Below are 14,933 nucleotides of genomic sequence, written 5' to 3'. Positions count from 1 at the left end.
AATATTCTTATAAGTATTGCGAATTTGTTAATGATAAATAGCTGACTAACAAAGTTAAGTATTTTCAGGCTGTATTAACCTGATTGTGTAATGATTAAAGCCGTTCATACTTACTTTCGCCACGATAAGGAATGCATATGGTCATTCAAAAAAAGTTAAAAGAAAAAACACGTAACTTTATCGACTCTAAGCATATGCTTAGCGGTATTACCGTAGCGTCGTTTTTAGAATCAACTATAGTGCCCATTCCGCTTGAGGCAGTGCTGGTGCCGCTAATGCAAGCACGTAGAGAGAAGCTATGGCTTATCGCGTTAATGGCGACTTTAGGTTGTATTGTAGGTGCACTTTTTGGCTATGCATTGGGTTACTATTTATTTGATGCGGTTGGTGATTGGATCATTAATACGTTTTCGAGCCCAGAGCAATTTGAAAACGTTAAACAGCAAATGCAAGACCAAGGTTTTTGGTTTGTTATAACGCTTGGCATCGTGCCTATTCCGTTTCAGATAGCAATGCTTGCAGCGGGTGCAACTAAGTACTCTATTTGGCTGTTTTTATTAGCCTCAGGTATTGCGCGTTCTATTCGTTACTTTGGCTTAGCTATTATTGTTTATTATGCTGGTAATGAAGCAGAGAGAATCATTAGTAAACATAAAACTAAAGCCATGATTGGCATCACTATTTTAGTGTTGGGGTTATGGGGACTTAGTACCGTAATTTAACCCAAATTTCGAGTGTTATCGTGAATTTTATCTTCACGAGGTTTTTTATTATTGTGCTATAGTTTTTAAATGAAGTACTGAAAACCTAGCAATTAATATGATTGAAACAGTAAAACTCACCGTTAAACTTTCTAACTTTTATAAAATGCCTTTGATCAATAGAGTTTTCAGTTTAGCTTTATTGATCTATATCGTTACGTTTACAGCTTACGCGTTAGATACTTTCCCTCCTTTAAATGTACAAAACAATGTGTATGGTTTTACTACCGATTTTATTAATTTAATTGTCATTATATTTCTGTTTTGGATGGTTCAATGTTCTGAGCTATCTAAACAGGCATATATTTTTTCTAGTTTTGGTTTATTACTTTGGAGCGTTGGAACGACAGCTGATGTGCTTGATGAGTTAGTTGTTCAGCCTTACTGGGTAAGTGTTTATTTTGAAGACTTATGTAGAACCAGCGGCATGCTTTTAACTTCTTATGGTTTATTTAAAACGATGCGCTTTGTACAAAGCATTAATAACCGATTAGCACGTGAGCTAATTACTGACGATTTAACCAAGGTACATAACAGACGCTACTTTTATCAACACGCTAAAAATTCTCAGCACTCGCCTTACGTTATTTTAATTATCGATATAGACCACTTTAAAGCTATTAATGACGAATTTGGTCACGATGTCGGTGATTTAGTACTTAAAGAATTAGCAACCAAATATGACAATGCTTTTGTACATAATAATAAATTTTCTCGCCTAGGTGGTGAGGAGTTTGGTGGCTACTTACCTATAAGCAACATGTTGCAAGCTTGTGATTTTTCACAGCAATTAATTACCATTGCGCATACTATTAACGTTCAAAATATTCGCCACTTAACAGTGAGTATAGGTGTTGCAATGCAAATGCCTAATGAGCCTTTAGATAAAGTAATGAAACGCGCCGACCAAGCTTTATATTTAGCTAAAAAGAATGGTCGAGATCGTTTTGAAGTTGCCTCGTAAGCATTCTTAATTCTATAAAAATACGTCCTTATTGTTTGCACATTTATAACACTTTTTAACGTTTTCGTAAGTAAGTGTCAGTGAGGGTAATGCTTTGTAAATCATGAAATTAAAATAGAATGTTTGGGTCATAATGGAGATATTAATAATAAGGAATAACCTTAATGACCAACTCCCTTTTAAAAGCTGCATTACCCTTAACTCTAATTACTGTTTTGTCGGGCTGCGGCTCTGACGATAGCTCAAGCTCAACAGGCTACATTCAAATGTATAATGGCTCGTATAACAGCCCATACACACGTCTATTTGTTGAAGAAACAGAGCGCTCAGGCGCTGATTTTGCCGATGTAACAACTCGCCATAACTACAGCACAGGCACTTTTGACGTAAGTTTTGAGTACCTAGATGCTAACGACAGCTATATAACAATTAGCGACCAAGAAGTATCTATTAAAGGCGATAAAACTCAATTAATAGTAATGAGTGGTAACTTTGATGAGCCTACATTTACAGAGCTTAGCGTACCTATTACAAGCGACACGGGTGAGTTTAACTTAGGGTTTTATAATATTGCAGGGGAGGACACTAACTACGATATTTATTTAGCAACTGATGATGGCGTATTTGAAAGCGCGACACTTTTTTCATCGGCTCAATATTTAGGTGAGTTAGACCTGCAAAGTATTGATGAAGGTTATTACACTATTTACATAACTAAAGCTGGTAGCAGTGATGTTATGTATGAGTCGTCATCTGTTTATTTATACGATGAAGCAAGTTATGTAGCGATGATCCGCCCAAGTTATGCTACAGAAGACGGTGGTATTACGCTTGATGTAGTAACCGATAATAACTACGTAACTGAACTTAAGCACCAATCTGCGTTAGGGCAATTACGCTTTATAAATACGGTTGATGACTACTCGCCAGTAAGTTTTTCGACTACACGCGGTACAATTGTAAATACAACAAATACAGTATCGAGTGACTCGTATACTGACTACGTTGAGCTTTCGCCTAATAGTTATAGCGTTGCTATGTATGACGAAGAAGGTACTAAACTCGCTGATAACTTTTTAATGACGCTAGAGCGCGAGCAAAGCGCGGTGGGTATTTTTTATAACGACGTTGATAACGGCTTACGCATGATGAGCGTTGAAGAAAACTTAACACCAAGTAGCTACAGTCATACGGTATCGGTTGTAAACCTAATTGAAAGCTACGCAGGGCAGTCGGTTTCAGATGTTGATGTATATTTTACTCTTAACGGCGAAACAGTAGACGACACCAGTAACGTAGTTGATAGCCTAGATAAGTATGACCAAGAAGAGCAAGTTGTAGATAACCAAGTCTACACTGTTTATGCTGTATATGAAGATAACGGTCAGCAAATTGTGCTTATTCAACAAAGCGATATGGACTTTACACAAGAGGGTAACTATATATTGATTTTAGAGCATGATGAAACAACAAGCTCAGGTTATAAAATGACTCTAGAGCGTACTATTACCGATAGTGTTGAATAAATTTACATATTTTAAGTAGTGTAAAGCCTAAGCGCCTACAAGCGCTTAGGCTTTTTTATTGAACAAAATTTACCTACTTATTAATAATTAGGTACACTCAGGGCATAATAATTAATAAGAGTGTGCCATGGATGATTTAGTTGGGTTAGCCGTTATAGTAATACTGGTTGTAGTTGCCGGTGCTATTTGCGGCTTAATAGCGCTAGTGCAGTTAAATGGATTAAAACAAGAGGTTGCTGTTTTAAGGGCCAAAGTAACACACTTACAAACACATAAACCGATATCGCAAAGTGAACCTCAAAGCGAAGCATCTACTGCTCAGGCAGCGCTTTCAAGGTCTGAGCCAATTGCTTATAAAACACAGCCAAACTTAACGCCCCAAAGCGCGTCGCCACCGGTAATAAATCAGCCATCAGCGCCTCCTAAAAAAGCCAAACCAGCTAAAGCATCAGCCATAGAATTACTCTTTAATAAACTACGCGCAGGGTTTGAGCAAAACTGGATGACCTGGATAGGCGCTATCGCACTTGCTTTTGGTGGGATATTTTTAGCTAAATATAGCCTAGAGGCGGGTTTACTCTCGCCTGTAATGAGGCTGAGCTTAGGCGGCTTATTTGGACTTGGCTTAATTGCAGCTGCAGCTTATTTGCACCATAAACGCATTATATTTGAAGGCTTTAATAATTACATACCCGCAGCGCTTGCCAGTGGCGGGTTTATTACCTGTTTTGCTTTAACGCTTTTAGCTTACAGCAGTTACAACATGCTGAGCCCTACCGTGGCATTTTTTGCATTAGCTATTATAGCAATTAGTGCAAGTGCGATGGCGCTTAGGTTAGGCCCGCTATTAGCCGTGCTTGGTATTATAGGCGCTTACAGCGTACCAATATGGGTTAGCACTGGCAGTGGTAATTTGTTTGCGTTGTTTATGTATGTTGGCTTTGTAAGCCTGTCGGCTGCGTTAGTTGCACGTAAAGTACAGCGTATTTGGCTATGGTATTTACTATGGGCTGGGCACATTAGCTGGTATTTAGTTGGTTTTACGCTACTTAAAGCTAATACTGTTTGGTTAATGGGAACGTTTGCTTTACTTAGTATTATAGGGTTAATTGCTATACCGCGATTGGGCTTAAAATTGAATGTTATAGAGCTCCGCCCGCACAGTTTTAAACGTTTAATTAACGTGCTTCCTGATCATGCATTACTACTCGCCTTTATAGCGCCCTTAATATTTACCATGCTAATAAGTCACTTTGATATGCAGTGGCAAACAATCGGCGTGTTAAGCATTGTACTAATACTATTTTTAGTCCTTAAAAATAGCCGCTGGGATATTTGGCAAGCAGTAGCATTAGCTAGTTCAACGCTATTAGTTATAAGTGCTGAACGCACGCATCTTTCGCCAAATCTATTTGATGACGCACTCTTTATATTCAAAAATGAATACGGTTTGGGTTTATTACTCGGATTGTTACTTACCGCTTTCGGGCTTTATTACGGTAAAAAACAGATTAAGCGTTTGGCATTTCATGTTACGGGGGCATTTAGCGCATTTGTAATGATAGCGACTTTATATACGCTTATTCCTAATTCTGCGTTAAGTACTGCATATCCACTTTGGGCTTTTGTATTGTTTGTAGTGGCGGCTATTTTAATAAAGCTTGCGCAACATCTCGCGCAACATAATACAACGCTTTTTCAGCGTTTTACCTACTGGGTAGGCGCTAATGCCAATATTACGTTAGCAACTACCATGCTACTAAGTGACAGCGGTTTAACCATTGCACTTGCTGTTCAAGTATTACTTATAAGCGTACTTATAAAACGCTATAGCGTGCCTATGCCACATTGGCCTATTAAAGCCTTGGTTGCCGCGTTATTACTGCGCTTAACGCTTGCGCCTTGGACTCCAAGTTACGATGCACTTACGGTATTTGGTTTGCATTGGAGTATTGTGGTTTATCCGTTATGTATTGCGTTATTTTTTGCCGCAGCTAAGTGCTTTAAAACATCACAGTTAAAAGTATGGTTAGAAGGTGCGGCGCTTCATTGTTTAGCGCTTTTTATTACCACCGAAACAAGTTATCAGTTAGTAGGGCATTATCCGCAATTTGATTCACTTAACTTTTACGAACAAATACTCCTTACCTGTAACTGGCTTGCATTAGGGTGTGTGTATTTACACAGATCAAAACTTGCCGGTACTTTAGCTAAGTTATACCAAGTGGCGGGCTTTGCACTTGCAGGGTTAGCAGGGCTTTTTGCTATTAAAACACTGCTTGACGATAACCCATTATTTGAATCACTTTACATAGGTGAGCTGCCAATATTCAACTGGTTATTACTATTATGGTTAGTGCCTGCAGGGCTAACACTTTGGCTAGCCAAACTTATAAAACCAATAAATGCAAAAGCGACGCCATTTATATTAGCTGTAGCGGGTGGCTTTGTATTATTGGCAATAAATAGCTTTATTCGTCAGTACTGGCAAGGGCCTTACATTTACTTATCAAAAGGGGCGAGCAATGCAGAGCTTTATAGCTACTCGGTTATTTGGTTAATACTAGGGGCTGGTACTGTTATTTTTGGTCATTTAAAAAATCAGTTATTAATACAAAAAGTAGGCTTAGGTTTACTGGCTGCAGTTATTGTTAAAGTGTTTTTAATTGATATGGCTAATTTGGAGGGCTTACTTAAAGCGCTTTCGTTTATTGGATTAGGGCTTTCGTTGGTGGGGTTAAGTTGGTTGTTCCAAAAGCTTAGAAGCCGAGTAAATCCAGTTTAACTTTATGAATACTTTATAAAGCAAAGCCCAGTGAAGATACTGGGCTTTTTGTTTTACGCTATTACTTGATAGCTTTTAACTAGAGCACTTTTTACTAGAATACTTTTAACTAGATGACTATGTACTGTGATTAAGCAGTGCCTTTAGTTTGCCCGGTTTAATTGGTTTACTTAAATAATGAATATTAGCGGCTTTGGTTTCTTGTTTAAGCTCGGTGTCGCGTACTGCGGTAATTAAAATAGCGGGTACTTGGCTTTGCCAAATTTCGCGCAGGGTTTTAATTAGCGTTATGCCATCGCAGTCATTGCCTAATTGGTAGTCCATTAAAATAACATCGGGTGCACCGTTTTCTTTAGCATGCGCCAGTACATTATTTACATTATCAAATAGCGTGTAATTAGCTTGCCACTTTTTAAGTAAGCTTGCCATTGCAGCTAGGTTTTCAGGGTCGTCGTCTACGGCAACAATATTAATTGCTGCACGGTTTTCTATTAGGCTGTTTGTCGTACTTTTTTGTTGTACAAACGGCTCGTCACCATAAGGTACCTCAATGCTAAAACGGCTACCTTTATTTGGCTCAGAATGCACATCAAGCGGCAAACTTAATAAGTCAGCCATACGTTTTACAACACCTAAGCCTAAGCCTACGCCTTTGTTATCGCCCGACTCAACACGGTAAAAGTCGTTAAATATTTTAGCTTGCTCTACTTCGCTAATACCAGGGCCTGTATCCCATACTTCTATTCGTAAATTGTGCTTTCGGTTCCTACAGGCAATTAATACACGGCCATTATCGGTGTATTTAACTGCATTAGAGACCAAGTTTTGAATAATTCGGCGCAAATAGGTTATATCGCTATGCACAATTTGCTGGTTAGAACGCACACTAAGCTTAAGGCCTTTATCGCTCGATAAAATAGCGTATTCACTTTGTAGCGGCGCTAAAATATCTTCAATATAAAAGTGGCGAGGAGTTGGGGTCATAGCGCCTTGTTCTAGCTTGGCTATTTCAAGTAGTGCCGACATTAAATGCACGGTTGAATCGAGACTGTCGCCTAATTTTTCAAAGCTGTTTTGGTTAGTGCTGTCGAGTTGCTTTTCGTCAATGGCAGCAAGGTATAAACGTGCTGCGTTTAACGGCTGTAAAATGTCGTGGCTCGCCAGTGCTAGAAAGCGCGTTTTACTGTCGTTGGCTTGCTCAGCTTCTCGTTTGGCTAAAGTAAGTGCTTGCTCGGTTTGTACACGGCTATCTATTTGAGCTTGTAAGTCTCTATTAATGGTTTGCACTTCTTGAGTTCGCGCTTCTATGCGGTTTTCAAGATCCATGTTTACTTCTTCAAGCGCATTTTGCGTACTTATGTGATTGGTAATATCCGAAAAGCTGGTAACAAATCCGCCATCGGGCAGCGGATTACCAATCATTTCGTATACTTGGCCATTACGACGGTGGCGAATAAAGTGATGCGAGCTGCCGTATTTTAAATGCTGCACACGTTTTTCTACTTGGCGTTCTATTTCGCCAGGGCCACATTCACCACGGTTAGCGTTGTATCTAATAATATCTTCTATGGGTTGGCCTACTTCTAAAAATCCTTCAGGATAGCCAAACATTTCGCTGTAGCGTTTATTCCAAGCTACTAGCTTTAAATCTTTATCGACAACTGAAATACCATGGCTTAAATTTTCGAGTGAGGTAAATAACAGATTTTGATTAAATTGCAACGCTTGTGTGGTTTCGTCAAAAAAGTTTACAACTTCTTCAAACGCCATACGCTTACCCGACGATACCGTATGTATTAATGCTTGTGCGGAAGATGCGCCCAGCACGCCTGTTAACGCGCGTTCGCAGTAGGCTATAAATTCAGGCTCTGGGTGTGCGTTGTTATCGCTTAAGTGATGGGCGAGTGCGTAATGCGCCAATACTTGTTGGCTGCGCTGAATACCTAAAAAGGTTTGTAGTAGTATTTTAAAGTCGTAAACAGTGGCTTTTACGTCTTTATTTAAGCGCCTTGATAAAATAGCCTGATCTTTAGGGTTAACAAAAGCAGCTGCCTGAATCTTATCAATTAAGCGCTCCTCAGCCCCAAGTGAAAAACTAATATAACACCCAATATTGGCAAACAAAGCTATCAAGGTTCCACGCGTTATAAGCGTTTGTTGTAGCTCGCTATCAAGCGTTGCTCCGGCATCGAGTATTGGCAGCATTAAAAATAGTACCCAGCAAATAAAGCCCGCTACTAAACCTGCATAAACCCCATAAGCATGGCCTTTTCGCCAGTATAAACCGCCCACAATAGCGGGTAATAATTGAGTAACAAGTGAAAAAGCAACTAAGCCCATACTTGCCAGCGCGCTGCTATGGCCAAACCATTGTTGATAGAAATAGGCCAAAATTAATATGCCTGCAATAGCAAAGCGCCTTACAAGTAAAATTCGAGACTTATAACTGGTAGTAATTAAGTTACGTTTAAATTTGCGACGTAGCATAAGTGGCAGCACAACATCGTTTGAAATCATGGTACTTAGTGTCAGTGTGGCGACCACTATCATTGCGGTGGCGGCCGATAAACCGCCTATAAATACAAAGGTGGTTAAAAAGGCATTGTCGTTAATTAAAGGTAGGGCAAGTACAAAGCTATCTGGTGAATAACCACTGCCAATTTCAGGATGAATAGCGGCTGTGGCAATAGGTAAAATCATTGCCGCAGTTAACAGTAAATACAGCGGAAAAGCCCAGCGAGCGGTAAGTAAGTGGCGTTTGTTTTGGTTGTCGACCACGGTTACATGAAACTGACGTGGTAAACATATAATAGCGGCTGCCGCCATTAAGGACTGACCAATAAAGTTAAAACTAAAAAAGTTAAAGTTGGTCCAGTGATCCCAAATCGATTCGGTTACTTTATTTGCAGTAGTTTCGGGCAAGTTAAAGAGTGTAAATACCGCAAGCCCAGCAACAGCAATAAGGGCAATTAGTTTAATCATTGATTCGAACGCTACGGCGAGCATTAACCCCGAACGATATTCGGTTACATCCACTTTGCGTGTACCAAAAAATATAGCAAACAAAGCCATAATTAATGTAGCCGAAAGCGCCAGCATATCGCCCGATATTTTAGTGCTACTTTGCAGCAGTAAAAAGCTGGTACTAAGCGCTTTTAATTGCAGTGCGATATAGGGAATAGTAGCGAGCAAGGCGATAACTGTAACCATAATTGCCGTGGTTTGACGTTTGCCATAGCGAGCTGAAATAAAATCGGCAATAGTGGTTATGTTTTGCTTTTTACTCACAAGTACCAGTTTACGTAAAAAACCTTGGCCGAAAAAAAATAACAAGGCAGGGCCAAGTAAAATGGGCAAATAACTCCAACTGCTGGTAGCCGCTGTACCTACCGAGCCGTAATAAGTCCACGACGTACAATAAATGCCTAATGACAGTGAATATACAAAAGGATGGTGGCTAATACGCTTTGCCAAAGGGGTTGTTTTATCGCCCCAGTTGGCAAGCCAAAACAGCACACCTATATAACTTAAAGCAACAATAATGAGTACGGCAGTCATGTTGTTATTAAACCTTATTATTTTAAATAGTTCCTCAACCCTATGAGGAATTAACACAATACCAGAACTCGTAGTGAGTGTACGTGCAGATTTTTATTTCTAAATAGCATTTATTTTATAAGACTATGAATTTAAAGGTTTAAATTTAAATTTGTAATTATATTAGACTAATGTCGCAGTATTAACCAATTTGTAACATTTGCTGTATTTTAAATATCCATAAATGATTAACTTTATGTAATTAAAGGTTTTTTTATGTTTCAAATAAAACCCAATCTGCAGTTTACGTAAACGTTAACAAGCTGTTACGACTATGGTCTCAATTCAATATTTAACCAGCGTTGCTAAATTGGTAAGCGAAGATAAAAAACCACTCATCGCGATATTGCGGTGCTTAAAGGGGAAAACAAAAATGGCTTTTAAAGATGAAGAACAAGCAAAAGCTTATTGGGCAGAAAACATTTCGCTGTTATTTAAACTCTTAGCAGTGTGGTTTATCGTGTCTTTTGGGTTTGGCATATTACTGGTTGATGTACTTAATGAAGTACGTTTTTTTGGGTTTAAACTTGGCTTCTGGTTCGCCCAGCAAGGCGCGATTTATACCTTTGTTGCTTTGATTTTTGTGTACGTTTTCAAAATGAATACGTTAGATAAAAAATACGGCGTAGACGAATAGGAGCTAAGCAATGGATGTTCAAACACTCACGTTTATAATTGTTGGTTTAAGCTTTGCGCTTTATATCGGCATTGCAATTTGGGCTCGAGCGGGTTCAACTAAAGAGTTTTATGTAGCGGGCGGCGGCGTACCTCCTCTTGCTAATGGTATGGCAACAGCAGCCGATTGGATGAGCGCCGCGTCGTTTATTTCAATGGCGGGTATTATTTCGTTTGCAGGTTACGATGGCAGCGTTTACTTAATGGGGTGGACAGGTGGTTATGTACTATTAGCCATGTGTTTAGCGCCTTACTTACGTAAATTCGGCAAGTTTACTGTGCCAGACTTTATTGGCGACCGTTACTATTCACGCACCGCGCGTTTAGTGGCAATTGTATGTGCCATATTCATTTGTTTTACTTACATTGCAGGGCAAATGCGTGGCGTAGGCGTGGTATTTTCACGCTTCTTAGAAGTAGAAATTGAAACTGGTGTTTACATTGGTATGGTGATTGTATTCTTTTATGCGGTACTTGGCGGCATGAAAGGCATAACTTACACACAAGTAGCGCAGTATTGTGTACTTGTATTTGCATACCTTGTACCAGCTATTTTCATCTCGATGATGATGACGGGTCACTTCTTCCCACAAACTGGTTTTGGTGCCACGTTAATTGGCAGCGATGGCGTGTACGTACTTGATAAACTAGATGGCTTAAGCGCTGAACTTGGTTTTGCGCAATATACCGAAGGCTCTAAGAGCATGATTGACGTGTTCGCTATTACTGGCGCGTTAATGGTAGGTACTGCGGGTTTACCACATGTAATTGTTCGCTTTTTCACTGTACCTCGCGTAAAAGATACGCGTATTTCTGCAGCATGGACGTTAGTGTTCATCGCCATTGTTTATACAACAGCACCTGCGGTTGCAGCCTTTGCTCGAGTTAACATGGTTGATACCATTAATGGTAAAGACGGTAGCGGTACAGCTTACGCAGAAGCACCAGGGTGGATTAAAAACTGGGAGCGCACAGGTTTAATTACATTTGATGATAAAAACGGCGATGGCAAAATGTTCTACACGGCGGGTAAAATCACCGATCCGAACAGTGCTAACGAAGTAAACGTAGACCGCGACATTATGGTATTAGCTAATCCAGAGATTGCTAACTTACCAGCGTGGGTAATCGCACTTGTAGCTGCTGGTGGTATTGCCGCTGCGCTGTCTACAACAGCCGGTTTACTACTGGTTATTTCAACCTCCGTTTCGCACGATTTACTTAAGCGAACCCTTAAGCCCGATATTACCGACAAGCAAGAGTTACTTGCAGCGAGGTTGGCAGCCATGGTCGCTATTGTTATCTCCGCGTACTTTGGTATTAACCCGCCTGGGTTTGTAGCATCAGTAGTAGCATTTGCGTTCGGCTTAGCGGCAGCGAGTTTCTTCCCAGCAATTATTATGGGGATATTCTCTAAAACAATGAACCGAGAAGGCGCAATTGCAGGCATGGTAACGGGTATTGGCTTTACCGCTGCGTATATTATCTTCTTCAAGTTTGTTAGCCCTGAGCTTAACAGCCCTGAAAACTGGTTCTTAGGTATTTCGCCTGAAGGTATTGGCCTAATTGGTATGATTATTAACTTTGCAGTTGCTGCAATTGTTCTTAAGTTTACTAAACCTACACCACCAGAAATTCAACTAATGGTTGAAGGTATTCGTAACCCTAAAGGGTCTGCAGAAGCACATGACCACTAGGCTACAATTTATAGATATAGTTTAGAAAACATAAAGCACCAAAAGCCCGACTTTAGTCGGGCTTTTTATTTGTTTAATAAATAAGTACATTAGATTGGTACATCACCATTTAAAGAGCGAATACAATGAGTGTAGAACAACAAGAAATAGCCCAATACGTTTGTTTGCAAGCGCCTTTTACTATGCTTGATAGCAGCGCATGCGAATACTTTGTAAATCATCTTGATATTATTTACCTCACCCGCGAAAACCAAACTCAGTGGTTACAAAGTGAAAACCCCAAACTATTTTTAATTCGCTCTGGCCTATACGATTTAGTTGATGCCAAAGGCGATGTTGTTACGCGCCTTGCACAAGGTGATTATTTTGGTTTTCCGTCGCTGTTAACCGGCGAGGCTATTCAAAATAGGTTGGAAGTACAAAAAGAGGGCATAGTGTATATGCTCTCCCAAACAGACTTTGACTTTTTACGCCGAGAATATAAATCGTTTGAACAGTACTTTGTTCGCGCTCATGCAAACCGCTTGTTGTCATCGCATTATAAAAGTAAAAACGACAGCTGGTCTGAGCGTAAAATATCAGAACTGATGACCCGCACTGCTATTACGCTTGCACCCGATGCAAGCATTAGACAAAGCGCAAAAAAAATGAAAGAGCATGGTGTGTCGTCAATAATGATAACGCAGCACGCACATTTAGTGGGGGTAGTTACCGACCGTGATTTACGTAACCGAGTACTTGCTGACGAGGTAGACCCACAAGATGCAGTAAGCAGTATTATGACCGCTAAACCTAAGTTTATATTTGAAAATAATCGGGTGTTTTCGGCGCTGCATTTAATGCTTAAATACAACATTCACCATTTGCCTGTACTTGACGAAAATCATAACCCGATAGGAATGATAACCAGCACCGATTTACTGCGCCAACAAAAAAGTGACCCCGTGCAGCTTATTGGGCGCATATACAAAGCACACACCATTACCGACTTAAAACGCTACGCAAAAGAAATCCCCGAACTTCTGCGTAGTTTTTCGTACAACATTGACGACATATCGCTCATTGGTAAATTACTCAGTGGTTTAACCGATGCGCTTACATCGCGCCTTATTCACTTATTTCAAGAAGAGCATGGCGCAGCGCCAACTAGCTTTAGTTTTATTTGCTTTGGCTCGCAAGCACGAGAAGAACAAACCCTGCATTCAGATCAAGACAACGGCTTATTACTCCCTAACGACTTAACCATCGAACAACACGCTTACTTTAAAAGCATGGGTGAGTTTGTATGTGAAAACTTAGTTGAATGCGGCATTAGGCGCTGTCCAGGTAATATTATGGCAAGCAGCGATGAGTGCCGAATGAGCGTAAACGACTGGAGCGAGCGCTTTTTTAAATGGATAAAAAGTCCTACTCCCAATGCAATGCTTAACTGTAAAATATTTTTTGATCTGCGCTTTATAGAAGGCTCTAACACTTTATACACCGCTTTTTGCGAGCAACTAATTCGTATATCACGTAATGATTTATTCTATGCCGCAATGGCAAGCGATATAAGCAGTAACAGCGTGCCAATTGGCTTATTTAATAAATTTAAAACCGAAAAAACAGATCAAAATAATAAATACATAGATTTAAAAAAGCGCGGTGTGGTGATTATAAATGACATAGTACGGTTATACGCTCTAAAAGCCGGTATTAGGCGCGCCAACACGCAAGAGCGGTTGGACGCACTACTAAAACATAAACTGATCAGCAAAGAAGATATATATAACCTAAAAGACTGCTGGCGGTTCTTAACGCAGCTTCGCTTGAGTACACAAATAAACGAAGAGGGCTTACCGAGTAATTGTATTAATCCTAATAAATTAAACTCATTGGAGCGCCATCAACTAAAAGAAGCGTTTTACCTTGTTAAACAAGCGCAGCAAGCCGCCGCGTTTAAGTTTGCTCGCGGCAGTTTATAATGGTGAGTTACTAACATGGTAAAAAAACTGCTCACTCGGTATTTAAAACGCCGTAAATTACTAGGCAAAAATGCCTTACAACAGCGTTATTTAGTGATTGATTTAGAGCTCACTGGTCTTGATGCAAAACAGCACGAAATTGTATCGGTAGCATGGGTGATAATAGATAACCAATGTATAAAAATGAGCGAGTCGCAGCACCTTATAAATAAAGACGTAAAAAGCCTTGAGCAAAGTCCTGTTTTTCATGGAATTAGCGACGATGCTATAACAAAAGGGCAAAGCCTGAGCAGCATACTAACGCAATTGAGCAGCCATTTTAGCGACTGTATTTTAGTGTTTCATAATGCCATGCTCGATTGGGGTTTTTTAAAAATAGCGCTTAAAAATGCCAATATAACTATACGTCCTAAACTCATAATCGACACACTCCATATCGAAAAAAAGCGCTTACTGCATCATTCAACTGAAATAAAACAAGATGATTTAACCCTAAATGCCTGCCGCACACGTTATGAGTTACCAAGCTATCATTGCCATCATGCATTAACCGATGCACAAGCGACCGCCGAATTACTACTAGCCCAGTGCCATCAAATAAGCCGTGGCAAAGAGCTAAAAGTAGGTGATTTGACGTAGGTTGGCTGTAGGCGCGGCTTTATGCCGCGCGAGATAAACTCCCGCCTACAATAAAGAGGCGGTTACCCTATTTAAAGTAATCATGTAGTCGTGGTAAAAAAGATAAAAATAGGCGAATTGACGTAGATTGGCTGTAGGCGGGGCTTTATGCCGCGCGAGGTAAACTCCCGCCTACAATAAAGAGGCGGTTACCCTATTTAAAGTAATCATGTAGTCGTGGTAAAAAAGATAAAAATAGGTGAGTTGACGTAGATACCATCTCTTCTAACCAGCCTCAAGCTTTCTTTAAATAGCTTGAGGCTGGTATTCAGTTTGATTCTTCACA

9 protein-coding genes are annotated in these 14,933 nt (G+C 40.0%); 8 read left to right on the top strand and 1 reads right to left on the bottom strand.

What is annotated here, in order from left to right:
• The first annotated feature begins 137 nt into the window (after window positions 1-137).
• The 4 genes from I6F53_RS17220 (at window position 138) to I6F53_RS17205 (ending at window position 6,036) form a co-directional block, all read left to right on the top strand.
• On the top strand, window positions 138-722 hold the full coding sequence (locus I6F53_RS17220; RefSeq protein ID WP_197240491.1) for a YqaA family protein: 585 nt from the start codon (window positions 138-140) through the stop codon (window positions 720-722).
• Window positions 723-819: 97 nt separating this feature from the next.
• Window positions 820-1,725 (top strand): GGDEF domain-containing protein, encoded by a 906-nt coding sequence (locus I6F53_RS17215; RefSeq protein ID WP_197240490.1) that lies wholly within the window; start codon window positions 820-822, stop codon window positions 1,723-1,725.
• A gap of 164 nt (window positions 1,726-1,889) precedes the next feature.
• Window positions 1,890-3,251 (top strand): hypothetical protein, encoded by a 1,362-nt coding sequence (locus tag I6F53_RS17210; protein ID WP_197240489.1) that lies wholly within the window; start codon window positions 1,890-1,892, stop codon window positions 3,249-3,251.
• A gap of 127 nt (window positions 3,252-3,378) precedes the next feature.
• The gene (locus I6F53_RS17205; protein WP_197240488.1) at window positions 3,379-6,036 is read left to right on the top strand and encodes a DUF2339 domain-containing protein; all 2,658 of its coding nucleotides are present in this window, start codon (window positions 3,379-3,381) and stop codon (window positions 6,034-6,036) included.
• A 117-nt stretch (window positions 6,037-6,153) separates the two neighbouring features.
• On the opposite strand, the gene I6F53_RS17200 is transcribed toward I6F53_RS17205, so the two are convergent.
• A complete protein-coding gene (locus I6F53_RS17200) occupies window positions 6,154-9,594 on the bottom strand; it encodes a PAS domain-containing hybrid sensor histidine kinase/response regulator (RefSeq protein WP_197240487.1) in 3,441 nt (1,146 codons plus the stop codon).
• A gap of 412 nt (window positions 9,595-10,006) precedes the next feature.
• Here I6F53_RS17200 and I6F53_RS17195 point away from each other — a divergent pair, with 412 nt between their 5' ends.
• From I6F53_RS17195 to I6F53_RS17180, 4 genes are all read left to right on the top strand, one after another.
• A complete protein-coding gene (locus tag I6F53_RS17195) occupies window positions 10,007-10,270 on the top strand; it encodes a DUF4212 domain-containing protein (protein WP_007377498.1) in 264 nt (87 codons plus the stop codon).
• Window positions 10,271-10,280: 10 nt separating this feature from the next.
• The gene (locus tag I6F53_RS17190; RefSeq protein WP_197240486.1) at window positions 10,281-12,005 is read left to right on the top strand and encodes a sodium:solute symporter family protein; all 1,725 of its coding nucleotides are present in this window, start codon (window positions 10,281-10,283) and stop codon (window positions 12,003-12,005) included.
• A gap of 125 nt (window positions 12,006-12,130) precedes the next feature.
• Window positions 12,131-13,969: a DUF294 nucleotidyltransferase-like domain-containing protein gene (locus I6F53_RS17185; RefSeq protein ID WP_197240485.1), complete on the top strand. Its 1,839-nt coding sequence runs from the start codon at window positions 12,131-12,133 to the stop codon at window positions 13,967-13,969.
• A 15-nt stretch (window positions 13,970-13,984) separates the two neighbouring features.
• On the top strand, window positions 13,985-14,608 hold the full coding sequence (locus tag I6F53_RS17180) for a 3'-5' exonuclease (RefSeq protein ID WP_197240484.1): 624 nt from the start codon (window positions 13,985-13,987) through the stop codon (window positions 14,606-14,608).
• The last annotated feature ends 325 nt before the right edge of the window (window positions 14,609-14,933 follow it).

It is taken from the genome of Pseudoalteromonas sp. SWN29, assembly GCF_015864465.1.
GTDB lineage: Bacteria > Pseudomonadota > Gammaproteobacteria > Enterobacterales > Alteromonadaceae > Pseudoalteromonas.
Note: the sequence above shows the minus strand (reverse complement) of the source record. Positions and strands in the feature narration are given on the sequence as shown.